Source organism: Saccharopolyspora cebuensis, from assembly GCF_039542665.1.
GTDB classification, from domain to species: Bacteria; Actinomycetota; Actinomycetes; order Mycobacteriales; family Pseudonocardiaceae; genus Saccharopolyspora; species Saccharopolyspora cebuensis.
In genome coordinates, this window is record NZ_BAABII010000010.1 from 48,072 (window position 1) to 71,026 (window position 22,955).

A 22,955-nucleotide genomic window follows, 5' to 3' on the forward strand; every position below is an offset into this window, starting at 1 on the left:
GCGTGGCGGAGTCGACCGGAGGGACCGGGGCCACCGAACGGGTGGCGGACGTCCTGCTGCTGTTCACCGACGGGCCGCCGACCCTCGGCGTGAGCCGGGTGTCCCGGGAGCTCGACCTGTCCAAGGCCGTCGTGCACCGCATCCTGCAGTCGCTCACCAGCCGGAACCTGATCGCCTACGATCCGGCCAGCCGGGAGTACCGGCTGGGACCGGCGGCTGCCGCGCTGGGCAGCCGGGCCCTGCGCGACTCCGACCTCCGGACCGCGGCCCTGCCGTTCCTGGCCGACCTGCGCGACCGCTTGCACGAGACGGTGACGATCAGCGCGAAGGTGCACGGCGGTCGCGTCTACCTCGACCAGGTCGTCGGCACCCACGAGATCACCATGTCGGTGGAGCTCGGCCGGCGGTTCCCCTTGCACGCGGGTTCCTCCGGCAAGTGCATGCTCGCCCACTCCGCCCGCGACGAGGTCGACCGGCTGCTCGCCGACGAGCTCACCGCGCTCACCCCCGCCACGCCGACCGACCCGGACGCGCTGCGGGCCGAGCTGGTCCGGATCCGCGAGCGCGGCTACGCGGCCTCCGCCGGCGAGCGGCAGGGCGACGCCGGCTCGGTCGCCGTGCCGGTGTTCGGTCCCGGCGGGCTGGTCGGCGCGGTCTCGGTGTGCGGGCCGCGATTCCGGGTGACGGAGGAGTTCGTCGCCGCGACCGCCCCCGAACTGATCGAGGCCGCCGACCGGATCACCGCTCGGCTCGGCGGCACCGCGCCCGCGCGCGCCGTCCCCACCCCCACCGGAAGGACGCCATGAGCCACGACCACCCGGTTGCGCTGGGGGGCCTGAAGGTCCTCGACGCCTCCACCCTGTTCGCCGGCCCGCTGGCCGCCACCCTGCTGGGCGACCAGGGCGCCGACGTGATCAAGATCGAGCACCCGCGCGGTGACCCCGCCCGGACCCACGGCGCGCAGAAGGACGGCGTCGGGCTCTGGTGGAAGATGCTGGCCCGCAACAAGCGGGCGATCACGCTGGTGCTCTCCACCCCTCGCGGGCGGGAGCTGTTCCTCGACCTCGCCGCCGACGCGGACGTGGTGATCGAGAACTTCCGGCCGGGAACCCTGGAGCGCTGGGGGCTGGGCTGGGAGGAACTGTCCGCCCGCAACCCGCGGCTGGTGCTGGCCCGGGTGACCGGGTTCGGCCAGACCGGGCCGTACGCGTCCCGGCCCGGCTTCGGCACGCTGGCCGAGGCGATGAGCGGGTTCGCCGCCATGACCGGCGAGCCGGACGGCCCGCCCACCCTGCCACCGTTCGGCCTCGCCGACGGCGTCGCCGCGCTGACCACGGCGTTCGGCATCATGACCGCGCTGCGCGCCCGCGAGACCACGGGCCGCGGTCAGGTGCTGGACACCGCGATCATCGAGCCGTTGCTGCACCTGCTCGGGCCGGGGCTGATCGCCTACGACCAGCTCGGGGTCCTGCAGCCGCGCACCGGCAACCGCTCGACCAACAACGCTCCGCGCAACACCTACCGCTGCGCCGACGGCCGGTGGGTGGCCGTGTCCACCAGCGCCCACTCCATCGCCGAGCGGGTGATGCGGCTGGTCGGCGCGCCCGAGCTGATCGACGAGCCGTGGTTCGCCAGCGGCGCGAGCCGGGCCGAGCACGTCGAGGAGCTCGACGCGGCCGTCGGGTCCTGGATCGCCGCCCGCGGCCGGGACGAGGTGGTCGAGGCGTTCGAGAAGGCCGAGGCCGCGGTCGCCCCGATCTACACCGCCGCCGACGTGCTCGCCGATCCGCACTTCAACGCGCTGGGCAGCATCGTGACCATCGACGACGACGAGCTCGGCCCCGTCCGCTTCCAGAACACCCCCTTCCGGTTGTCGGAGACCCCCGGATCGGTCCGCACCACGGGCCCGCGACTGGGTGCGCACACCGCCGAGGTCCTCGGCGGGCTCGGCGTCGATGCCGACGAGCTGGACCGGCTGCGGGCGCAGGGGGTCGTGTGACCGCCGTCGGCCTGGCCCGGAGCTGGCTCTACGTCCCCGGGCACCGCGCCGACCTCGTCCGCAAGGCGCTCGACGGCCCGGCGGACGCGGTCGTCGTGGACCTGGAGGACGCGGTGCCGCCCACGCACAAGGAACAGGCCCGGGACACCGCGGTGACGACGTGCGCGTCCCGGCGGAACCGGGTCTGGGTCCGCATCAACGGGGCCGGCACCGCCTGGGCCGACGACGACGCCGCGGCGCTGGCCGGCCGCGACGCCGCGGGCCTGCGGGTCCCCAAGGCCGAAGATCCCGCGGCCGTCGCCGCGCTGGCGGAGCGGACCGGGCTCCCGCTGCACCTGCTGGTCGAGAGCGCCCGCGGGCTGCGTCGGGTGTTCGAGCTCGCCGAGTGCCACCCGCTGGTGGTCGGCGTCTCGCCCGGCGAGACCGACCTCGCCGCCGACCTGCGGATCCGCGACCGCCGCGAGCTCGCCTGGGCCCGCGCCCGGATCGTCACCGCGAACCGCGCGGCCGAGCTGCCCAGCCCGGTCGCCAGCGTCTGGACCGACCTGTCCGACACCGCGGGGCTCACCGAGGACAGCACCGCGCTGCGCGACGCCGGGTTCTTCGGCCGCTCCGTGATCCACCCGGCGCAGATCGCCCCGGTGCACCGCGCCTTCACCCCGGACCGCGACGAGGTCGAGCGGGCCCGGGCCCTGCTCGACGCGCTCGACGTCGCGGGTGACGCCGCCGCGTGGGTCGACGACCGCGGCCGCTTCGTCGATCCGGCCGTCGTCGCCGGCGCCCGCTGGGTGACCGACCTCGCCGACGCGCTGGCCGACTCCCCGAACGACCACGACGAACCGGCCCGCACCCGGCCGGGAAGGAGCACCCCGTGACCACCGCACGCCCCGACCTGCTCGACGCCGTCCGCGCCGGGACCCGGGTGATCGAGCTCGGCCACCCGCTCTACACCGGGATGGCCGGCTCGCCGAACCACCCCGGGTTCCGGATGACGCTGGAGCGCCGGCACGGTGACGCGGTCCGCCCCGACGGCGGCTCGGCGTCGAACGAGGTGATCGTCACCGGCGGGCACACCGGCACCCACGTCGACGCGCTCGCCCACGTCAGCCACGACGGCCTGCTGCACGGCGGCATCGACGCCGCCGAGGCCCAGCGCGGCGGGAAGCACACCGCGCACGGCGCGGAGACCATCCCGCCGATGGTCACCCGGGGCGTCTTCCTCGACGTCGCCGCGGTGCACGGGGTGGACGTGCTGGAACCCGGGTACGGCGTGACGGCGGAGGACCTGGCGCGGGCCGCCGAGCGCGCCGGCGCCGAGCCCGGTCCCGGTGACGTGGCGGTGGTGCGCACCGGCTGGGGCCGGTTGTTCGGCGACCCGGTCGCCTACGTCGGCAAGGAATCCGGCGTGCCCGGCATGACGGTGGCGGGCGCGCGCTGGCTGGCCGAGCGGCGGATCGTCGCGACCGGCGCGGACACCACCGCCTACGAGCAGATCCCGGCCGGCGCCGGGCACCGGGTGCTCCCGGTGCACCGGGAGCTGCTGGTCGACGGCGGCATCCACATCGTCGAGCACATGGCGTGCGAGGACGCCGCGGCGGCCGGTCTCGGCGAATTCCTGGCCGTGTTCGCGCCGCTGCGCGTCGTCGGCGCCACCGGTGCCCCGGTCCGCCCGCTGGCGGTGGTGGCGGCATGAGCACCCCGGCGCAGCGGATCGGCGAGGTCGGCGCCCGGCTGGCCGCCGACGGCGTCGACGACCGGTTGGCCGACGACCTGGTCCGGCGGATCGTCGACGTCGTCGGCAACTCGCTGGCCGCCACGCGCGAGGAACCGGCCCGGATCGCCGGCGCGGTGGTCGCCGAGTGGGGCGGCACGCCCTCGGCGACCGGGATCGGGCTGGCGCAGCGGGTACCGGCGCCCTCGGCAGCGCTGGTCAACGGCACGCTGGCGCACAGCCTGGACTTCGACGACACGCACCTGCCCTCGGTGCTGCACCCCTCGGCGGCGGTGATCCCGGCGGCCCTGGCCACGGCGGAGCGCACCGGGGCGGGCGGTCGGGCGCTGCTGGCCGCTGCCGCGGTGGGCGTCGAGGTGACCTGCCGCCTGGGCATGGCCGGCTACGACGAGGAGCTCGGCAACTCGGTCTTCTTCGAGCACGGCCAGCACGCGACGGCGATCTGCGGCGCGGTGGGTGCGGCCGTCGCCTCGGGCATGCTGCGGGGGCTGGACGCGGATCGGCTGACCTCGGTCGTCGGCATCGCGGCGAGCATGGGCGCCGGTGTCATCGAGGCCAACCGCACCGGCGGCACGATCAAGCGGGTGCACTGCGGCTGGGCCGCGCACGCCGGTGTGGTCGCCGCCGACCTGGCGCGGCACGGCCTGACCGGGCCGCCGACGGTGGTCGAGGGCCGCTTCGGATTCCTGCGCGCGTTCTGCGGCGAGCGGGTGCACCCGGAACGGGTCACCGACGGCCTCGGCGAGCGCTGGGAGACGCCGGGCGTGTTCTTCAAGCCCTACCCGTGCAACCACTTCACGCACGCGGGCGTGGACGCGGCGCTCCGGCTGCGCGAGCGGGGGGTGACCGCCGACGAGGTCCGCGGGCTGGTGCTCGGGGTGCCCGCACCGGTCCTGCGGACGATCGCCGAGCCCGCGGCGGAGAAGCGCCGGCCCCGCTCCGGGTACCACGCGGCGTTCTCCGGTCCCTACACCGTGGCCGCGGCGCTGCTCGGCGGCGGGGGACTGGGTGTGTTCCACGAGGACTTCACCGATGCCGCCGCGGCCGACCCCCGGCGGCTGGAGCTCGCCGGGCGGGTGCGGGTCGTCGCCGACGACGAGGCGACGGCCGGGTTCCCGCGCCAGTTCCCGGCCGTGCTCACCGCCGAACTCGCCGACGGCAGCTCGGTGACCGAACGCGTCCGGGAGAACCGCGGCGGGCCGCAGCGTCCGCTGTCGGCCGACGAGCTCGCCGCCAAGTTCACCGGCAACGCCGAGCGGGTCGTGGACGCGGACCAGGCGACCGGGATCGTCGGGGCGTTGTGGGACCTGCGCGACGACCGCCCGGTCGCCGAGGTGATGACCGGCTTGCAGCACGCCGCTGCGCGAAGCTGACCGGAGACCTCTTCGTGGGGTGGCGCGATCACCGCCGCGATCGCGCCACCCCTGATCCGGTGCCCGGTCAGCCCAGGAGGGTTCCCACGATGCTGGTGCAGAGTTCGTAGGTGGCCCAGAGGCCCACCCCGCCGATGAGCGCCAGGAGCGCGGTCTCCCACCACTTGTTGGCGTAGCCCTCGGCCATCAGGGACCGCTTCGAGGTCATCACGATCAGCCCGATGATGATCATCGGCACGGTCAGCACGTTGATCGAGTTGCCGAGCAGGGTCATGATCACCATGCCGGGCATCCCGGGCAGCGAGAACACGATCGGCACCGTCATGATCACCGTGAGGATGATCCAGAACAGCGGGTCGTGGGAGAACGCGTCCTTGTCCGCGACACCGGTCAGGTCCCGGTTCGAGCGCAGCCGCGCCAACCGCTCGGGCCGGGACTTGTGCAGCGACTCCACGAACATCCGCACGAACACGCGCGGCTGGGTGACGATGTTGTTGAACACCGTGAAGAAGATCGCCAGCCACATGATCGGCGGCCCGGCCGGGCCGATGGCCTTCTCCATCATGCTCGCCAAGCCGTCGGCGGAGGACACGCTCTCCCCGGTGCCGTGCAGCGTTTCGGCCGCGACCACCCAGACGGCCAGCACCAGGCCGAACATCACCAAGCTGCCGAAGCGCAGGTCCAGCCGCTGCAGCTTGAGGTAACCGCTCCCGCGCCACCCCTTCTCGTGCATCAGGTACGGGTAGAGCAGGTTGGCCGCCGAGCCGCCGACCGCGCCGATGAGCCCCACGGCCGTGCTCGCCGCCGTGATGTAACCGGCTTCGCCCGGCGGCATCTCGAACAGCAGGCCGCCGAACAGCTTCGGGATGTCGATGCCGGTGCCGATCAGCGCCAGCAGGAAGCAGACCACGAGCACGGCCATGGTGATCTGGGCGACGATCTCGAGCCCGCGGAAGTGCCCCTTGCGCCGCGCGGCCAGCGCGTAGGCCACGGCTGCGGTGAACAGCGCCCACAGCGGGATCCCCCAGCTGCCCAGCGGCAGGACCGGGCGGAACAGGGAATCGAGCGCGGTCGCCGCCGCCAGGGTCAGGAAGGAGACGTAGACGAAGCCGAGCACGCACGTGGTGGCCCCGATGAACATCGGGAAGCCCTTCCACACCCGGCCGTACCCGTCCAGGATGGTCTCGTCGCCGACCGCGTTGCACAGCTGGTACTTCGACATCGACGAGACGATGAAGTACCGCGAGAAGGTGGCGATCAGCAGCGTCCAGACCAGCGCGTAGCCGAAGGTCGAGCCGGAGACCGAGGCGCTGATGAAATCGCCCGTCCCCAGCCAGGACATCACCACGACGATTCCCGGGCCCATGCTCCTGAGGAAGCCGGACCAGGTTTCGGGTGGGCCTGGGTGGTTCACCGCCGCGGATTTCGCATTGACGTCACTAGCCATGGCTGCTCCATTGCAAAGGCCGGGTTTCAGCCGCCGAACCAGGTGGGGGACACGCGCACGTGCTTGATCGCCCGGCGGAAGTAGGTGAAGGCGACGTGCAGGTCGCCGTCGTCGGTCTGGGTGATCGAGGGGTAGGACAGCTCCCGGTTGAGGCCGTCGCGGGAGTTGTTGGTCAGGCAGTAGCCGTCGCCGACCTCCACGTCGCGGCGCACCGGCCAGCTGCGCCCGCCGTCGGCGGACAGCGCGACGGTCAGCGGGGCGCGCGGGGCTCCCCAGAACGCGGTCCCGGGCGCCTGGTCCTGCACCGCACCGGGTTCGGCGATCGAGTCGCCGTCGATCTCGTCGTAGAGGGAGGCGCGGCGCTCGGTGGCGTCGGCGGCGCTGCTGGCGTTGTAGGCCAGCGCGAGCCGCCCGTCGTGCAGCGCGGTGACCTGGATCGACGAGTTGTTGTTGGGCAGCTCGGTCGGCTCGGGAGCGCTCCAGGTGGTGCCGTCGGAGGATCGGCTGGCGAAGATCGCATCGGCCTGGCGGCGCCGGAACAGCGCGAGCAGCCCGCCCCCGGCCAGCGGCACCACGTTCATGTGCACGCAGCCGGTGCTGCCCGGCACGTCGTGGTGCGACCAGGTGGCACCGCGGTCGTCGGAGACGAGCACCGCGCTGGTGTCGTCATCCCCGCGCCACCGGCCGGTTTCCGGCCGCACGCAGTGGAACACCGGCAGCACCCAGCGGCCGGAGCCCAGCACCACCACGGGCTGCCGGACGAACACGCCGCCGGTGTCCGAGGCCGGGACGAGGGTGCGCGGCTCGCTCCAGCTGCGCCCCTCGTCGCGGGAGGTCACCAGCCGCACCTCGGCGGTGTCCTGGTTCCCGGAGCGCTGCGCGGTGTAGAGCAGCCAGAGCTCGCCGCCGGGCGTGGGGAACAGCACCGGGTTCTGCTCGGAGCGCTCGGGGTCGGCGGAGACCTGGACCGGTTCGCTCCAGCGCCCCCGGTCGTCGAGCCGGGCGAACCAGACGTTGATGTCCGAGAGCCCTTCCTGCGTCCCGGCGAACCAGGCGCACCCGAGCTCGCCGCCGGGCAGCGGCATGAGGTTGGCGGCGTGCGACTGCGCGGTGCCCGCGCTCAGGAAGGTCTCGCGGCGGTGCGGCTCCACCTCGCGGAGCACGCCGTCGGTGATCAGGTCGGTCACGACTTCGCCGCCTCCAGGTGCTCGCCCGCCACCCGTTCCAGGTGCACCAGGTCGCAGGCGATGCTGGCGAAGGTGTAGCCCTGCTCCAGCCTGCGCGCGGCGGTGGCGCCGTCGGGCGTGTGGATGCCGGCCGCGATACCGGCTTCGGCGGCTGCGCTCCGGACGTCGGCCACCGCCTGCTCGAACTCCTCCGCCACGGCCGGGTCACCCGGGAACGTCCCGCCGACGGCCAGGCACAGGTCCGACGGTCCCACGTAGACGCCGTCGATGCCTTCGGTCGCGCAGATCTCGCGGACGTTGGCCAGGCCCTGCGGGGTTTCGATCATCGCCAGCAGCGCGGTGCTCCCATCCGCCTCGGCCGGGCGCGGGCCGATCCGCAGCCCCGACCGCATCGGCCCGTAGGAGCGGCGGCCGTGCGGCGGGTAGCGCGTGGCGGCCACCGCTGCGCGGGCGTCCTCGGCCGAGTCGACCAGCGGGACGATGACCCCGCCCGACCCGGCGTCGAGAGCGCGCCCGATGGCGGCCGGATCGTTGGCCTCCACCCGGGTCAGGCCGACGGACCGGCCGCCCGCGTCGATGGCCATCATGGCGTCGCGCAGACCGGAGTAGCCGAGCAGGCCGTGCTGTGCGTCCACCGCGACGTAGTCGTAGCCGAGCCGGGCGATGCGTTCGGTGCCGATCGGGTTGTCGAGCACCACCCAGTACCCGACGACCCTCTCCCGGGCGCGCAACTTGCGCGCGAATTCCGTTGCGGACACGGAGTTTCCTTTCGATCGAGACGGGTTCAGCGGTTGTAGGCGGGCATCGGTCCGCGCAGGAACGCCCCGACGGCGTCGCACGCCTCGACCACGTCCGGCGGCAGCGGCCCGGCCCCCAGGGCCGCGATGTTGGCCTGGAGCTGCTCGACCTTCGAACCGCCCAGCAGCACCGCCGAGGTGGCGGGTTTGCCGAGCACCCAGCGCAGCGACAGCTCCACCAGCGGGATCCCGGCGTCCTCGGCGATCGCGGTGAGGCGTTCGATGGCGTCGAAGAGCCGCTCGTCCCAGTAGCGCTCCCGGTACATCTCGGCGAGCCGGGAGTCGGCGAAGCGGCCCGAGGACGGGTCGCGTTCGAAGCGGTGCCGCCCGGTGAGCAGCCCACCGGCCAGCGGGTTGTAGACCATGGTCAGCAGGCCCGCCGCGTCCGCGAACTCGACGTACTCCTCCTCGACGCGGCGGGCCAGCAGGTTGTACAGCTGCTGGGCGATGACCGGGCGCGGCGCGCCCACCTCGTCGGCGACCTGGTTGAGCTCGGCGATCTGCCAGGCGGCGAAGTTGGAGACGCCGAGCGCGCCGATCTTGCCCTCGGCGACCAGGCTCGCGATCGTGGCGAGGGTGTCGGTCAACGAGGCCGCGCGATCGGGCTGGTGCAGGTAGAACAGGTCGACGCGGTCCACGCCCAGCCGGGACAGGCTCCCGTCGACGCCGGCGCGCAGGCCTTCGGGGGACAGCGGTGAGTGCTCGCCCGCGTCCGGGTGCGGCATCCCGGCCTTGGTGGCCAGCGAGATGCGGTCGCGCCGGGAGGGCAGGAGCTCGCCGAGCATGCGCTCGGTCGCACCGCCCGCGTACCCGTTGGCCGTGTCCACCGCGGTGATCCCCGCGTCGAGCGCGGTGTCGAGCATCCTCGCCGCTCCGGCGGCATCGACGGTGTCACCGAACGTCATCGTCCCGAGCACGAGGGACGACAGGGGCACCTCGACGCCGGGCACCTCCAAACGCGGCATGGTCATGCGGGGACTCCTCGGGGAACGGCGATGGCCACTCGGCCTCGTTGCGTGGCTCACGTTCGCAGGGTTGCGCGTTTCGCGCAATAGCTATGGCGCGAAACGCGCATCGGCGCTACCGTGGTCACCACGCCACGGGACCGACCGCGCCCCCGTCCGACGAGCCGGGAAGAGCTACGACGAGGAGCTGAACACGGTGGAAGCAGGGCTTCTCGCGCTGGCCGACGATTTGTCCGGAGCAGTGGAGACTGCTGCGTGCCTGCGCCCGCTGGGGCGCGCCACGACGGTCGAACTCGCGCGGGCCGAGGCGCCACATGCGCACAACGCGCAATCCGTGGTCGTGGTGGACCTCGACGTCCGCGCGCTCCCGGCCGCCGAGGCCGCCCGCGTCGCCGGTGCCGCCCTGCGCGACGCGCACGAGCGCCCGGTCTTCCTCAAGATCGATTCCCAGCTGCGCGGCAACGTGGCGGCCGTGCTGGGCGCCGCCGCGGACCGACCGCTGGTCGTCGCCCCGGCCCTGCCCGCGCTCGACCGGACCGCGGTGGGCGGGGTCGCCCACCTGCGCGGCGTCCCGCTGCACCGCTCGGGGGCGTGGCAGGTCGAGGGCACCTCCCCGCCGCGCAGCATCGCCGAAGCCCTCGCGCCGCTCCCGTGCCGCAGCATCCCGCTGCCGACGGTGCGCTCGGCGGCGCTGCGCGCCGCGCTGGTCGAATGCGCCGCCGCCGGTGAGGTCGCGGTCTGCGACGGGGAAACCGACGCCGACCTCGACGCCGTGGTCACCGCCGCCCCCGACCGGGCCCGGCTCGCCGGTTCCGGCGGTCTGGCCGCCGCCCTCGGACGCGCCGCCCGCCGCTGCGCGGTCGAGGCACCGCCCCCGCCGACCGGGAACCCGGTGCTGATCGTCGTCGGCACGGCCGCTCCCGAGGCCGCCGAGCAGCTGGGCGTCGCCGAGCTGCGCGGAACGCACGTGGTGACGTGCCGCCCCGCCGACCTCCTCGGCCGGGGGACCAGCGAGTCCGCCCTCGCCCGCGCACTCGGCGCGCTGGAGCGCGGACCGACCGCGCTGAGCATCGACGCCGCCGAACCGGTCCCGCCCGAGCGCTCCCGGGACCTGGTACGAGGACTGGCCGCCACCGCGGCAGGCGTCGTCGAGCGCCACCCCGGGCCCGTCGACCTGGTGCTCACCGGTGGTGAGACGGCGCGGCTGGTGCTCGATGCGCTCGGCGTCCGCGCCCTGGTGCCGGTCGGCGAGATCCACCACGGTGCCGTGCGCAGCCGCACACCCGCCGGTACCTCGGTGGTGACCCGGCCCGGCAGCTTCGGCGGGCGCGACAGCCTCGTCCGGATCGTCGAACACCTCCGTCCGCAGCAATCGAAAGGTTGACGAAGTGAACAACGCCTCCACCACCCCCGTGATCGCCGTGACGATGGGGGACGGCGCCGGTGTCGGCCCCGAGGTCACCGTCGGGGCCCTCCTCGACGAGGCCACCGCCGCCCGGTGCCGCCCCGTCGTCATCGGCGACGCCGCCCGGCTGCGGCGAGCGGCCGGCATCCTCGGCGTCGAGGCCGAGGTGGTCGCCGTCGAGTCGGTCGAGGACGCGGTCTTCACGCCGGGCCGGATCAACGTCATCGATCTGGGCCTGCTGCCCGCCGACCTGCCGTGGGGCGCGGTGTCCCCGGTCGCCGGCGACGCCGCCTACCACTACGTCCGGGTGGCCAGCGAGCTGGCGACGAGCGGGGCCGCGCAGGGCATCTGCACCGCGCCGCTGAACAAGGAGGCGCTGCACGCGGCCGGGCACGTCTTCCCCGGGCACACCGAGCTGCTCGCGCACCTGACCGGCACCGACGAGGTGTCGATGATGCTGGCCACCCCGGCGATGAAGGTCATCCACGTGACCACCCACATCGGACTGATCGACGCCGTCGCCGCGATCGAGCCCGGTCTCGTCGAGCGCACCGTGCGCCGCGGCGACCGGACGCTGCGCGACTCGGGCGTCGGGTCCCCGCGCATCGGCGTCTGCGGGATCAACCCGCACGCCGGGGAGAACGGCCTGTTCGGCCACGGCGAGGAGGACGAGAAGATCGTCCCGGCGCTGGAGCGGCTCCGCGCCGACGGCATCGACGCCCAGGGCCCGCTGCCCGCCGACACCGCGTTCTTCCTGGCCACGCGCGGGGAGTACGACCTCATCGTCGCGATGTACCACGATCAGGGCCACGGCCCGGTCAAGGTCCTCGGCATCGAAACGGGCGTGAACATCACCGTCGGCCTGCCCGTGATCCGCACCTCGGTCGACCACGGCACGGCCTTCGACATCGCCGGAACGGGCGAGGCCAGCGCCGACAGCATGGTCGAAGCCCTCCGCCAAGCCGCTAACCTGTGCGCGTGAACCGACCAGAGGGTGGTGCGATGCCCCGCGGAGCGCGGGAGCGCCGGACGGCGATCCTGCAGTTGGCCGATAGTTCCGGGTTGACCAGCGTCGACGAGCTGTCGACGGCGTTCGGGGTGACGGCGTCGACGATCCGGCGCGACTTGGCGCAGCTCGAGGCCGCGGGCCAGCTCGCCCGGACCTACGGCGGCGCCATGCCGCTGCGGCACGAGGCCTCGGTGCGCCAGCGCAACGGTGAAGCCGCCGAGGCCAAGCAGGCCATCGCCCGCTGGGCCGCCGAGCAGGTGCGGCCCGACGAGACGATCCTGCTCGACTCCGGCAGCACCACCACCGCCCTCGCCCGCGAGCTGGCGCACCGCAGCGACCTGACGATCGTCACCACGGCGATCACCGTGCTCCACGAGCTCGCCGGCGCCGACCTCCGCGTCGAATGCCTGGGAGGTGCGCTGCGCCAGCTCAGCCAGGGCTTCGTCGGCCCGCTGACCGAAGCCGCCCTGGAGCGCCGGACGTTCGACCGCGCGTTCCTCGGCGCCGACGGCGTCACCGCCGAGCACGGCATCTGCGAGGCCGAACTGGAGCAGACCCGCCTCAAAGAGCTCATGGCCCGGCGAGCCGACCACGTCTACGTCCTGGTCCACGCCGAGAAGCTCGGCCATCGCCCCTTCCGGGCGCACACCCCGCTGAGCCCGGGCTGGACCCTCGTCACCGACGACTCGGCCACCCGGTCGAGCACCGCCCCCTTCCACGCCCGGGGCCTCAACTTCGTGGTGGCCCCGACCACGAGCACGACCACCGACCAGGCCGGTTGACCAGGACCGGCACGACCCCGCCGGGCTCGTCGCGTTCGGCGGGCTCGTCGCGGCCACGCCCGGCCGCGGGTGCTTCCGCCGGAACTCCTCCCGTGCGCGGGAGGCCGTCGGCGCACCGCTGAACGCGTCAGGCTCCATCGGGTGTGTGCGGGATCACGCTATGGAGTGGTCGGGAATGATGTCGGTGTGCGGTCGAAATTCGTCTCAATTATCGTCGATCGGGACCTGATCGATCGGCGAAGGGCATTCGGCGAAGCCGGGAGCTGCGAACTTTTCGGACCGTGCTCGGCCTTGCCGTCGCCCGGCTCGGCCGCGACGATCTCGGAGGTGGCGAGTGCTACGCGTCGGAACGTGGAAAACCTTGCCGCAGCGGCGGTTCCGCGGACAACGGGTGCGGACCGAACGCGGAGATCGATTGTCGGGAAAACGGGTGCGCGCACCGGTGGAGAAAAGGGAGATCGTTTCTCCGCCCGGCCTGATCCTTTTCATCGAGTCTTCGCGGTCCGGCTTAGCGGCACCTGGCGGTTGATCGATTTCCGCGAATTCGTCCCCGGATGTTCGATCTCGTGCGGGAGCGATGGCTGATCTTTCCCGCCGTGATTCCGTGCTTCGTCCAGGAGCGCGGCTCGAAGGAGCTCTCCGCACCGCGACAGCGCGGTCATGACGCTGACCTTCCTCCGCGCCGTTCACCCGATCACCTCCGAGCCGATCGGCACCCCGGGATGTGCCACCCCGCGGTGAGCCGACTGGTCCTGAGCAACCCGAACCGCGCGCTCGGCATACCCCCGAAGATCCGCTGACGATTGGGCAAGCATGGTGAGGCGCAGCGTCCCCGCGAAGAAGACCATCGTCCAGCTGACCACCGCCGGTCGCGACCGCGCTCGCCTGGCGGCGTCGGTCAGCCCCGAGGGCCCGTCGTGCCCGGGAGCTTCCGACGCGTCGCGGCACCGGGACGGTGCTGCGGCTGCCGGGGCGGCGCGATGAGCAGGGCCGCCGGACTCGCCATCGGCGCGGTGCTCGCGCTCGCGGCCGCGTGCCAAGCGCCTCCGCAACCCGACACCGCCTCGTCCCTGCCCGCACCCCCGCAGGCCCGCTACGTGCAGGTGGTGTCCCACCCGGACGACGACATCCTGTTCATGAACCCGGATCTGGCCGCGGGGTTGCGCGCCGGACGGCCCACCATCGGGATCTACCTCACCGCCGGTGAGAACAACGTGGCCGAACCGGCGCGGTACAGCGCCGAGCGCCAAGAGGGATCGCGGGCGAGCTACGCGCAGATGGCCGGGAAGCCGAACGACTGGAAGCGCAGCACGATCCCGGTGGGGCAGGGGCGGGTCGCCGAGCTCAACACGCTGCGCGCGGCGCCCGACGTCAAGCTGGTGTTCCTGAACCTGCCCGAGAACGCGAACGCGCGGGGCGGTGAGCACGGGCTGACGCGGCTGGTGCAGGACCGGGACGGTTCGGTCATCGTCAACACGACGGTCCCGGTCGGTGCCGCGGTGCAGCACTCCCAGCCGTACGACCGGCAGGCCGTGGTCGACGCGCTCACCACCCTGCTCGACAGGTTCCAGCCCACCGTGGTGCGCCTGCAGGACGACCAGCCGGACGTGCGCTACCAGGCCCACTGGGGCGAGTCCCACAACCACCCGGACCACGTCGCGGGAGCGGTGCTGGCCGAGGAAGCCCTCGCCGCGCACCGGCCCGACGCCTCCCCGCCGACGGTGCTGACCTACCGCGACTACAACGTGGCCGACGCACCGAGCGGTCTGTCCGAACAGGACAAGCGCACGACGCGGGAGGCGTTCGCCGCGTACTCCGCGCACGACGTGCTCGCCCACGGAGGGATCTACCAGAAGTGGAGCGACCGCAGCGCCTACCGGTGGCCGCGCCGCGGCAGGTGGGCGGCGCAGGACCCGAGCGGCGGGGTGCAGGCGTTCTCGGTGCGGGCGGGCGGCCTCGTGCACTGGACGCGCACCGCGGAGGGCACCTGGGGAGGTCCGCAGCAGCACCCGGTGCCCGGACCGGTCCGCCCGCAGGTCTCACTGCTGGGCGACGGGCGCGAACGGCTGACGCTGGTGGTGCAGAGCGAGGACGGGGCGCACCTGTTCGTCAAGCGCCAGGACGGGCGGGGGACCTGGCCCCGGCGGTGGCAGCTCCTGGACACCCCCGGTGGGGCCGATCCGTCCCAGACCGGACCGCCCGCCGGCACCGTGGACTCCGACGGACGGGTCGTGCTGGCGCTGAAGAACGCCGCGGGCGGGGTCAGCATCCGCCGAGAAGCCGCCCCCGGGAGCCTGCGGTGGCTGCCGTGGACCGATCTCGGCGGAGCCGACGTCCAGGACGGCCTCTCGGTGGTCCCAGGCCGGGGAGGTGCGGTGCACGCGTTCGCGGTCACCCGGGAACAGGTGCTGCACTGGGAGGTTCCCCGGGACGGGGCCGCGCGCGGCGAGGTGGTGCCGATCGGCGCTGCCAGCCCGGCGGGGGCGCCCGTGGCCGGGCGTGGCCGCGACGGTCTCCTCCGGCTGCTGGTGCGCACGGACCGCGGTGGTGAGCTGGTCGAGTGCGCGCTCACCCCGCGGGGCCGGTGGATCGGGCGCGGTGCGCTGCCCGGTCCCGGCGGGATCGGCGCACCGGTGCTGGCCGATCCGGGACCGCACGGGGGCGCAGGCCTGGTCCGGATCGCCCGGGACGCCGCGGGCACCGTGCACGTGGCCGAGCGGGCCGGAGCGGGGGGAAGCTGGACCGACCTGGGCGGCGCGGTCACCGATCACCCCGCGGCGGTCACCGAGCCCGACGGCGGCATCACGCTCGTCGGGCTCGGCGCCCACGGCGAGCTCGTGACCAACACCGGCGCGCAGGGCCCCGCCGGGCTCACCTTCGGGGGATGGCACCCCGCGGTCACCGCCTCCCCGGATTCCGCGGAGCAGGCCGGCTGGCCGCACGGGGGTGTGGATGTCCGCCGGATCCGACCGGCGCCCGGCGAGAGCCACGGCACCGACGCGATCACTCCCGCTGATCCCGCCACTCCTGAAGCTCTTCCCTAGTCGTACGAGGCCATGCGGTGCCGTCGAGAAGCCGGTTCCCGGCGGCGGAGTGCGGCGTACCTCGGTCAGGATGCGCTGGTAGCGCTCACCCTTGGCGCAGCGCCCCCGGAGGTGGTGCGGCACGCGGGCGCGCCGCACCACCCGCCCTACCGCTCCGGCCGCCGGGAGGCGAACGCGATGACGGCCGCGGTGGCGAGGCCGAGGCCCACGAGCGCGGCCGTGAACGCCCACCGGTAGCCCTCGGCGCCGAAGGTCGCCCCCGCCGAGCTGGACGCGGCCACGCCCACGAGGACGGACAGCCCGAGCGCGCCGCCGAGCTGGTCGACGCTGCGCTGCATGCCGGAGGCGACGCCGGCGTCGTCCTCCGTGACATCGGTGAGGGCCGCGTTCTGCAAGGCGATGAGACCGATGCCCATGCCGACGGCGACGGCGAGCAACCCGGGCAGCAGGTCCACCGCGTAGTCGCCCCGCTCCGGCAGCCGGGAGAGCCAGGCCGTGCCGAGGGCGGTGGCCAGCAGACCGGCGACGGCGGTCCAGCGGCTCCCGAGGGCGTTCACCACGCGGCCCACGACGGAGACCGCGAGCAGCAGCGCCGCGCAGAACGGCAGGAACGCCACGCCCGCCGCGAGCGGGCCGAAGTCCAGCACTTCCTGGAGGTAGAACGTGGTGAGGAAGAACGTGGTGGACAGCGCGGCGCTGAGCAGCACGGTGGCACCGTTGGCGGTCAGGCGCGTGCGGTGGGCGAGGATCCGCAGCCGCACCAGGGGGTTCTCGGCGCGGCGTTCGTGCCGGACGAACGCGATCCCGCAGGCCGTTCCCGCGGCCAGCGGGGCCAGCACCGGCCACGAGGTCCAGCCGTGCCCCTCGGCCTGGACGATGCCCAGCACGAGCAGCAGCGGTGCCGCGGTCAGCAGGGCCGCCCCGGGCAGGTCGAGCCGCTCCGGGCGCCGCGCGGGATCTCGCGCCACCAGCGCCGGGACCACGGCCAGCACCGCGACGACCAGCGGCGGGTTGACCAGGAACACCCACCGCCAGCTCGCCAGATCGGTGATGACCCCGGAGAGCAGCACGCCGAACACCAGGCCGCTGGAGGACACGGCCCCCCACACCCCGAGCGCCTTCGCCCGCTCGGTGGGATCGGTGAACATGAGCGCGATCAGCGACATCGCGGCCGGGGACGCGAGCGCCTCGCCGATTCCCTGGGCGAACCGCGCGAGGACCAGCACCGGCAGGCCCGGCGCCAGCCCGGCGACGAGCGAGGCGACGCCGAACACGGCGGCACCGGCGACGAACATCCGGCGGCGGCCGAGCAGATCGCTGATCCGCCCGCCGAGCAGCAGGAGCCCGCCACCGACCACGGTGTAGCCGGTGACGACCCAGGTGAGGGCGTGCGGTGACGCCTGGAAGTCCTGCCCGATCGAGGGAAGCGCGATGTTCACGACCGTGACGTCGATCGCGATGAGGAATTGCAGGAGGGAGAGGAAGACGAGCGCGGTCCACCGCCGCTTGGCAGGCGTGGGACCGACGCGCTCAGCAGCGCGAGAAGTCATGGGGATCAAGAGCTTTCACCGGAGGTCGCGGAGAACGCGACGACGTGCGAGGGACCCGGGAGGCCACGGGTGGGGTCGTCGTGCGGAGCACGGACGCCACGCGGGCGGGGTCACTTGGTGAAAGCTGCCATGCGAGCACCGTACCACCCCGGTGCCGAGCCATTCCCGCGAATGGTTCGGTCCGCACGGCGGATTAGGGCGGTGAGCGGGCCTCGGAGCCGAGCCGGGCCACGTGCCGGCTGAAGCGGCCCGGCGACGTGCTCGGCCGGGCACCCGCGCCGGCGGCTGCCCGGCCGAGCTGGAGCAGGAGCAGGATGCGGGGCCCGCCGCCGCTGCGCCGGGCGACGAGGCGGAGATGGCGGTGCGGGGCCTGAGCACCATCGCCGACACCGCGGTCGGAGGCATCGCCGACGCGCCCCGGTGCGGTCGGCCCGGGCGGGGGACCGGGCACGAGCGCCCCCGCACGCGGGTGGTGCGCGCCTCCCGCGTGCTGCGGTGGTGGAACCGCTCGATCGCACGGTCCCGCCCGGACCTCGTCCTCACCCGGTCAGTCCCGGTAGTGGATGGCCAGGTCCGTGCGTCCGGGGTGGACGTCCGCGTGCAGGGCTCGGGTGTCCCGGCCGTAGTCGCCGTCCAGCAGTCGGCGGTAGGGGCGGTTGCGCTCGTCGGGCAGGCCGGTGATCCGTTCGGTGAGGCGCTCGGCCTGCTGCCGGCGTCCCTCGTCGTCGAGGCCGTCCGCGTCGTAGACCACGTGCAGGTCCAGCGCTTCGATCCCGACGTACCAGAGCGCCCCGTGGGTCAACGGGAACAGCAGCGATTCCAGGTCACCGCTGACCCCGCGCGGCCCCAGGGTGCGCTGATCATCGCCGGCGGTGACGATGATGAGCGCCTTCCGGCCCATCAGGCGTCCGTCCCCGTACCGGCGCGGCAGGCCCGTGGTCTCGTCGAAATCGCCTTGGGCGAACCCGGTCTGCAGCACGCGGTCGAGCCACCCCTTGACCATCGCGGGCGGGCCGTACCACCAGAGCGGGAACTGGAGCACCAGCAGCTCGGCGGCGGCCAGCCTCTCCTGCTCCCGCCGCACGTCGGACTCCACCTCGCCCCGCGCGTAGGCCTCGCCCGTCAGCTCGGCGAGGTTCCCCGGCGAGCCGGACAGGCTGCCCAGATCGCGTTCGCCGAGCGCCGGGGCGAACCCCTCGGCGTAGAGGTCGGAGACCGTCACCTCGTACCGCTCCGACAGCGCGGCGGTCCCGGCGCGGAGCAGGTGCCGGTTCAGCGAATCGCGCTGCGGGTGGGTGTAGACCCAGTGGGCACGGCCTGGCGTCGGTTCGTGGAATGCGTTCATGCCCCCATCACACCTCGCTTCCGTGAGACGGAGAATCGCCAGCGGTCTCATGGAGATGCTCCATCGTCTAGGCTGGCGGCGGTGGACACCTTGACCGATGTGCTCAACCACATCCGATCGTCCGGAGCGCTGCTGGGCCGGACGCTGGCCAACCCGCCTTGGTCGGTCACCCTCGCGGAACGGGCCTCCCTCTCCCTGGTCACGATGCTGCGCGGGCAGGCGTGGATCGTGGACGGCGGCGAATCGCACCGCCTGGAGCCCCAGGACATCGCCGTCGTCGTGGGGCCGGGCCACTTCGACGTGACCAGCGATCCCGAAGCGAGCCCCGCGCCCCTGTACGTCCAGACCGAGGCCGGGGTGTGCCTCGACGAGGCGGGCAACGCCGCTGAGGGCATCGCACTGGGCACCCGCACCTGCGGGATGCAGCTCGACGCCGATGACGCCATGCTGACCGGGTCCTTCGCCGTCACGGGACGCGTAGCCGACCGGCTGCTGAGCGCCCTGCCGCGCGTGCTCGTGGTACCCCGAGCCGACCAGCGCACCGCGGCGCTGCAACTGCTGGAGGCCGAGATCCTCCGCGAGGAGCCCGGCCAGCAGGCCATCCTGGACCGGCTGCTGGACCTGGTGCTGGCCGGCGCGCTGCGGGACTGGTTCGCACTCCCCGAGGCGAAGGCCCCCGGCTGGTACCGGGCGAGCTCGGACCCGGTGGTGGGGACCGCGCTCGCAGCCATCCACGGCGAGCCGCACCGGCCGTGGACCATCGAGTTGCTGGCCCGTCAGGCCCACGTCTCGCGCGCCACGCTGGCTCGGCGGTTCACCGACCTGCTGGGGGAGCCCCCGATGTCCTACCTGACGAGCTGGCGGCTGTGCGTGGCCGCCGATCTCCTGGAGCGCGGCGACGACACGGTCGAGTCCGTCGCACGCGAGGTCGGCTATTCCAGCGCCTACGCCCTGAGCACGGCGTTCCACCGCGAATACGGCATCCGCCCCGGCCACTACCGCCGCAGGTCGGTAGGCGTGGCGGGATAGGTGTTCCTGGGACCGCGACCGATCCGTTCCCAGCGCGCCCGGCGGCGTGCGAGGATGCCGCGGGTGGAGATCGACACCCGCACCCCGCAGTCGGCCAGGATCTGGAACTACTGGCTCGGCGGCAAGGACAACTACGAGGCCGACCGCGCTGCGGGCGACGACGTGCTGGCGCAGATCCCCGACATCGCCGTCGGTGCCAGGGCCGAACGGGCGTTCCTGGTCCGCGTCGTGCGCCACCTCGTCCGGGAGGCGGGGATCCGGCAGTTCCTGGACATCGGCACCGGCCTGCCCACGATGAACAACACGCACCAGATCGCCCAGGACATCGCCCCCGAATCCCGCGTCGTCTACGTCGACAACGACCCGATCGTGATGGCGCACGCCCGCGCCCTGCTCACCGGCTCTCCCGAGGGCGCCACCGCCTACCTCGAAGCGGACCTGCGCGAGCCCGATGCGATCTTCGAGGAGGCGGCGCGGACGCTGGACTTCGGCCAGCCGGTCGCGCTGATGCTCCTCGGGGTCATCAACCACATCGTGGACTCCGCGGAGGCCCGCCGGTCCGTCGCGCGCCTGGTGGCGGGCCTCCCGCCCGGCAGCCACCTGGCGTTGAGCCACTCCACCGCGGAGCTGCACGGCGAACCGATGGTGCGGGTCATGCGGGAGATCACCGCGCGCGGCGGCACCCCCATCAGAGCTCGGGACCGCGGCGAGGTCACCCGGTTCTTCGACGGCTTGGAGCTGCTGGAGCCCGGCGTGGTGTCCTGCTCCCGCTGGCGCCCCGAACCGGGCGAGGAGGACGCGCCCGAGGTCTACATCTTCGGCGGTCTCGGCCGGATCGGCTGACGGCCACCGTCCTGGTCCTCGGTCCGGCGGTCAGGCCCGGTTCCGGTGGCGTTGCGGGCTGATGCCGCGGACCCGTTTGAACGCGGCGCTGAGCGCGAACGCGCTGCCATAACCCACCTGGCGGGCCACGGCGTCGACGGTGGCGTCCGACTCGACGAGCAGATCGGCGGCCAGGTCGATCCGCCGCTGGGTGAGGTAGGCGATGGGTGGCATGCCGACGAGGTCGGTGAAGCGGCGGGCCACCGTCGCCCGGGACACCCCGGTCCGCCGGGCGAGCGCGGTCACCGTCCAGGGGTGGGCCGGGTCGCCGTGGACGAGTCGCAGGACGGGCCCGACGACGGGGTCCCCGTCGGCTCGGCACGCGGCCGGTGCCTCCGCACCGGGCCTGGTGAACCATTCGCGGAGGACGGCGACCAGCATGAGGTCCAGGAGTCGTTCGAGCACGAGGTCCTGGCCCGGTCCGTCGCGCGCGGCCTCCTCGGACAGCAGCGACACCAGCGCGGACTCGACGTGGGCGGCGCTGGGGACGACCAGGAGCGGGGGCAACGCGCTGAGCAGGCGCGTGGCGATCCCACCCGGTCCCCGGCACTTGCCGATCAGCAGCACCGACGAGTCGTCGCCGCAACCGCCGTTGACCCAGGTGCGCGCACCCGGGTCCGCGTCCCCGGGCAGCTCCGCGCCCGCCGCGGTCGTCCGCCGGGGGCCGGGCTGGACGACCACTTGCGTGGGGGTGCGGGGATCGTCGGCGAAGGTGAACGGGTCCGGGCCGCGCAGCACCGCGATGTCGCCTGCCGCGAGCGGCACCGCCTCGCCGGTGCCGGGTACGACCCAGGGCGTCCCCCGCAGGACGGCCACCACGTTGAGCGGCGCCCCGTCGCGCACGTGCACCGCCCAAGGCGGGCTCTGGATGGTCCGCAGCACGAACGCGTCCCTGGCCCTGGCTCCGTCGAGCAGGTGCGACAAGGGATCCACGTGCGCAGTGTAAGAGGCACCATCATGGGCCTGCGAGCCTCGACCATGGGCCCGCGGCCCGGCATCGCAGTAGCTTGTGGAGCATGACGGCGATTGGATCGACGACGTTGGTCCTCGCGGGGACGGGCAAGACCGGACGCCGCGTGGTGGCCGGGCTCGAAGCGCGCGACGTGCCGGTGCGGGTCGGTTCGCGGCGTGCCGACCCCCCGTTCGACTGGGAAGACGAGAGCACCTGGGAACCCGCGCTGCGCGGTGTGGACGCGGCTTATGCGGCCTACTACCCCGACGCGGCGTTCCCCGGTGCGGCCAGGGACGTGGGGGCTTTCGCGGAGGTCGCGGTGCGCTGCGGCGTCCGGCACCTGGTCCTGCTGGCCGACCGCGGTTCCGCCGAGGCCGAGCGGTGCGAGCAGGCCGTGCGGGACTCGGGCGCGGAGTGGACCGTGGTGCGGGTCGGGTTCATCACGCAGAACTTCAGCGAGGCGTTCCTCGCCGACCTGGTCCGCGCCGGGACGATCGCGCTCCCGGCCGGTGACGTCGCGGAGCCGTTCACCGATGCGGAGGACATCGCGGACGTCGCCGTCGCGGCGCTGACCGAGGGCGGCCATGCCGGTCAGGTCCACGAGATCACCGGACCACGACTGCTCACCTTCGCCGATGCCGTCGGCGAGCTGTCGGAGGCGACCGGCCGGGAGATCCGGTACTTCCCGGTCACCCGAGAGCAGTTCCTCTCGTCGCTGATCGGGCGAGGGGTGTCGGCCGAGTACGCGACGCGACTGGCCGATCTCATGGTCGAGGTCTTCGACGGCCGCAGGGCCCACGTGACCGACACCGTCGAACGCGTTCTCGGCCGCCCGCCCCGCGATTTCGCGGAGTACGCCCGCGACACCGCCGCGACCGGGGTCTGGGGACGCCCCCCGCTGAGTCCTCCCGCGAAGCCTGACGTGTTCGGGAAGCCGGAGCACCGGTCGACGGTCCCGACATGACCACCGGCGGCAACGGTCCGCACCGCCCGGGTCAGGCGTTCATCATGCGGGTGTCGATCTGCCGGCCCTGACCCTGGCGTTGTGGCTCTTCGAACGACTCGGCCTGTCGCAGCTCGCCCTGCCGCTGCGCACGCTCGTCCTCACCGCCGTACTCGTGCCCGCCTGCGTCTGCACTGGCCGGACCACGATGGTTTCGCCAAGTTCTTCGGGTCCATGGTCGCCAGTGCGGCTCGGTCGAGCAGGGCGTGCTCAGCCCGAGGCAGGTGGCCGACAACATCTACACCCAGCTGCGCGAGGCCGACCTCGTGCCCGAGCACTTCGGTCCCGCCGAAAGGGGACAGCGCTCCATCCCACGCCGATGCAGTCCATCAAGACGGTGCGTTGGGCGAAGCGGGAAGGCGATCATTAGCTGTGCGATCTGATCAACAACAACGCCAAGAAGTCGCTCGAAGCCCGGGTCAAGGGGAGGAGCTGTACTCGCGGCGGCACCGGC

Annotated in this window: 19 protein-coding genes; 12 read left to right on the forward strand and 7 right to left on the reverse strand. The window is 73.5% G+C overall.

What is annotated here, in order from left to right; genetic code table 11:
- Positions 1-2: 2 nt before the first annotated feature.
- Genes ABD976_RS14755 through ABD976_RS14775 form a run of 5 tightly spaced genes read left to right on the forward strand, consistent with a single transcriptional unit; the run spans position 3 to position 5,104 of the window.
- The gene (locus tag ABD976_RS14755; RefSeq protein ID WP_345363337.1) at positions 3-806 is read left to right on the forward strand and encodes an IclR family transcriptional regulator; all 804 of its coding nucleotides are present in this window, start codon (positions 3-5) and stop codon (positions 804-806) included.
- Positions 803-1,999: a CaiB/BaiF CoA transferase family protein gene (locus ABD976_RS14760; RefSeq protein ID WP_345363339.1), complete on the forward strand. Its 1,197-nt coding sequence runs from the start codon at positions 803-805 to the stop codon at positions 1,997-1,999. The genes ABD976_RS14755 and ABD976_RS14760 overlap by 4 nt, the downstream gene beginning before the upstream one ends.
- Entirely contained in the window at positions 1,996-2,874 is an 879-nt protein-coding gene (locus ABD976_RS14765; protein WP_345363341.1) for an HpcH/HpaI aldolase/citrate lyase family protein, read from the forward strand. Before ABD976_RS14760 ends, ABD976_RS14765 begins: the two co-directional genes overlap by 4 nt.
- The gene (locus ABD976_RS14770; protein ID WP_345363343.1) at positions 2,871-3,692 is read left to right on the forward strand and encodes a cyclase family protein; all 822 of its coding nucleotides are present in this window, start codon (positions 2,871-2,873) and stop codon (positions 3,690-3,692) included. The genes ABD976_RS14765 and ABD976_RS14770 overlap by 4 nt, the downstream gene beginning before the upstream one ends.
- On the forward strand, positions 3,689-5,104 hold the full coding sequence (locus ABD976_RS14775) for an MmgE/PrpD family protein (RefSeq protein WP_345363345.1): 1,416 nt from the start codon (positions 3,689-3,691) through the stop codon (positions 5,102-5,104). Before ABD976_RS14770 ends, ABD976_RS14775 begins: the two co-directional genes overlap by 4 nt.
- Positions 5,105-5,171: 67 nt before the next feature.
- On the opposite strand, the gene ABD976_RS14780 is transcribed toward ABD976_RS14775, so the two are convergent.
- The 4 genes from ABD976_RS14780 to ABD976_RS14795 all read right to left on the reverse strand — a co-directional run bounded on the left by ABD976_RS14780 (position 5,172) and on the right by ABD976_RS14795 (position 9,506).
- Positions 5,172-6,470 (reverse strand): Nramp family divalent metal transporter, encoded by a 1,299-nt coding sequence (locus tag ABD976_RS14780; RefSeq protein WP_345363347.1) that lies wholly within the window; start codon positions 6,468-6,470, stop codon positions 5,172-5,174.
- A 107-nt stretch (positions 6,471-6,577) separates the two neighbouring features.
- Positions 6,578-7,738: a sialidase family protein gene (locus ABD976_RS14785; RefSeq protein ID WP_345363349.1), complete on the reverse strand. Its 1,161-nt coding sequence runs from the start codon at positions 7,736-7,738 to the stop codon at positions 6,578-6,580.
- Positions 7,735-8,496 carry an HpcH/HpaI aldolase family protein gene (locus ABD976_RS14790; RefSeq protein WP_345363351.1) on the reverse strand — a complete coding sequence of 254 codons (762 nt, stop codon included), beginning with the start codon at positions 8,494-8,496 and terminating at the stop codon, positions 7,735-7,737. Before ABD976_RS14790 ends, ABD976_RS14785 begins: the two co-directional genes overlap by 4 nt.
- A 26-nt stretch (positions 8,497-8,522) precedes the next feature.
- A complete protein-coding gene (locus ABD976_RS14795; protein WP_345363353.1) occupies positions 8,523-9,506 on the reverse strand; it encodes an aldo/keto reductase in 984 nt (327 codons plus the stop codon).
- 190 nt (positions 9,507-9,696) lie between these two features.
- Between ABD976_RS14795 and ABD976_RS14800 the strand changes: the two genes are divergently transcribed.
- The 4 genes from ABD976_RS14800 (at position 9,697) to ABD976_RS14815 (ending at position 15,740) form a co-directional block, all read left to right on the forward strand.
- Positions 9,697-10,884, forward strand: coding sequence for a four-carbon acid sugar kinase family protein (locus ABD976_RS14800; protein WP_345363355.1), 1,188 nt, complete (start codon positions 9,697-9,699; stop codon positions 10,882-10,884).
- A 4-nt stretch (positions 10,885-10,888) separates the two neighbouring features.
- The gene (pdxA, locus tag ABD976_RS14805) at positions 10,889-11,887 is read left to right on the forward strand and encodes a 4-hydroxythreonine-4-phosphate dehydrogenase PdxA (protein WP_345363357.1); all 999 of its coding nucleotides are present in this window, start codon (positions 10,889-10,891) and stop codon (positions 11,885-11,887) included.
- A complete protein-coding gene (locus ABD976_RS14810) occupies positions 11,884-12,696 on the forward strand; it encodes a DeoR/GlpR family DNA-binding transcription regulator (protein ID WP_345363359.1) in 813 nt (270 codons plus the stop codon). The genes pdxA and ABD976_RS14810 overlap by 4 nt, the downstream gene beginning before the upstream one ends.
- 980 nt (positions 12,697-13,676) lie before the next feature.
- Positions 13,677-15,740, forward strand: a complete 2,064-nt coding sequence (locus tag ABD976_RS14815; protein ID WP_345363361.1) for a PIG-L family deacetylase — start codon at positions 13,677-13,679, stop codon at positions 15,738-15,740.
- Between the two features lie 146 nt (positions 15,741-15,886).
- On the opposite strand, the gene ABD976_RS14820 is transcribed toward ABD976_RS14815, so the two are convergent.
- Together ABD976_RS14820 and ABD976_RS14825 are read right to left on the reverse strand one after the other, a co-directional pair.
- Positions 15,887-17,290, reverse strand: a complete 1,404-nt coding sequence (locus ABD976_RS14820) for an MFS transporter (protein WP_345363363.1) — start codon at positions 17,288-17,290, stop codon at positions 15,887-15,889.
- A gap of 547 nt (positions 17,291-17,837) precedes the next feature.
- The gene (locus ABD976_RS14825) at positions 17,838-18,635 is read right to left on the reverse strand and encodes an NAD(P)H-dependent oxidoreductase (protein ID WP_345363365.1); all 798 of its coding nucleotides are present in this window, start codon (positions 18,633-18,635) and stop codon (positions 17,838-17,840) included.
- 81 nt (positions 18,636-18,716) lie between these two features.
- Between ABD976_RS14825 and ABD976_RS14830 the strand changes: the two genes are divergently transcribed.
- Positions 18,717-19,664 carry an AraC family transcriptional regulator gene (locus ABD976_RS14830; protein WP_345363367.1) on the forward strand — a complete coding sequence of 316 codons (948 nt, stop codon included), beginning with the start codon at positions 18,717-18,719 and terminating at the stop codon, positions 19,662-19,664.
- 54 nt (positions 19,665-19,718) lie between these two features.
- Positions 19,719-20,507 (forward strand): SAM-dependent methyltransferase, encoded by a 789-nt coding sequence (locus ABD976_RS14835; RefSeq protein ID WP_369774893.1) that lies wholly within the window; start codon positions 19,719-19,721, stop codon positions 20,505-20,507.
- Between the two features lie 30 nt (positions 20,508-20,537).
- Here ABD976_RS14835 and ABD976_RS14840 read toward each other — a convergent pair whose 3' ends face one another.
- Entirely contained in the window at positions 20,538-21,479 is a 942-nt protein-coding gene (locus tag ABD976_RS14840) for an AraC family transcriptional regulator (RefSeq protein WP_345363371.1), read from the reverse strand.
- Positions 21,480-21,562: 83 nt separating this feature from the next.
- On the opposite strand from ABD976_RS14840, the gene ABD976_RS14845 reads away from it, so the two are divergent.
- Positions 21,563-22,462, forward strand: a complete 900-nt coding sequence (locus ABD976_RS14845; protein ID WP_345363373.1) for an NmrA family NAD(P)-binding protein — start codon at positions 21,563-21,565, stop codon at positions 22,460-22,462.
- Positions 22,463-22,955 lie beyond the last annotated feature (493 nt).

Excerpts from the sequence above, each read along its gene's own strand:
- ABD976_RS14760 (WP_345363339.1), top strand. The coding sequence starts at position 803 with ATGAGCCACGACCACCCGGTTGCGCTGGGGGGCCTGAAGGTCCTCGAC.
- ABD976_RS14835 (WP_369774893.1), top strand. The coding sequence starts at position 19,719 with ATGCCGCGGGTGGAGATCGACACCCGCACCCCGCAGTCGGCCAGGATC.
- ABD976_RS14775 (WP_345363345.1), top strand. The coding sequence starts at position 3,689 with ATGAGCACCCCGGCGCAGCGGATCGGCGAGGTCGGCGCCCGGCTGGCC.
- ABD976_RS14795 (WP_345363353.1), bottom strand. The coding sequence starts at position 9,506 with ATGACCATGCCGCGTTTGGAGGTGCCCGGCGTCGAGGTGCCCCTGTCG.
- ABD976_RS14820 (WP_345363363.1), bottom strand. The coding sequence starts at position 17,290 with ATGACTTCTCGCGCTGCTGAGCGCGTCGGTCCCACGCCTGCCAAGCGG.
- ABD976_RS14845 (WP_345363373.1), top strand. The coding sequence starts at position 21,563 with ATGACGGCGATTGGATCGACGACGTTGGTCCTCGCGGGGACGGGCAAG.
- ABD976_RS14825 (WP_345363365.1), bottom strand. The coding sequence starts at position 18,635 with ATGAACGCATTCCACGAACCGACGCCAGGCCGTGCCCACTGGGTCTAC.
- ABD976_RS14815 (WP_345363361.1), top strand. The coding sequence starts at position 13,677 with ATGAGCAGGGCCGCCGGACTCGCCATCGGCGCGGTGCTCGCGCTCGCG.
- ABD976_RS14780 (WP_345363347.1), bottom strand. The coding sequence starts at position 6,470 with ATGGGCCCGGGAATCGTCGTGGTGATGTCCTGGCTGGGGACGGGCGAT.